The sequence below is a fragment of the Peribacillus sp. SIMBA_075 genome (assembly GCF_046534585.1).
In genome coordinates this window covers 1-274 of record NZ_JAWRYN010000558.1, presented here as the reverse complement: position 1 = coordinate 274, position 274 = coordinate 1, and the positions used below count along the sequence as shown (strand labels likewise).

Annotated in this window: 1 pseudogene; it reads right to left on the bottom strand. The window is 32.5% G+C overall.

The features are described 5' to 3' along the window. Positions 1-251: pseudogene (gene lspA, locus SB775_RS29385) on the bottom strand (lipoprotein signal peptidase LspA); the annotation flags it as partial. Positions 252-274: the final 23 nt, after the last annotated feature.

The window sequence follows — 274 nt, the reverse complement described above, 5'->3', positions numbered from 1 at the left end:
AGTTTGTCTGTTTTCGCATATTTTTGCATATAAATTACGATAAACACTACAAAAACGACTGTAATAATGTAGAAAAACCACATTTTATTTTCTAAAATCCCCCAGGCAGCTCCTCTATTTCGATGTGATGTTATGTATAATACATTATCGATAATCGGAATGCTCGTACCCAATTCCATGTTCTTTACAATTAGCCATTTCGATATTTGATCGATGGCAATGACAAATAACGCTATTACATAATATATCATTTTCATTTCCCCCACAAAGACAG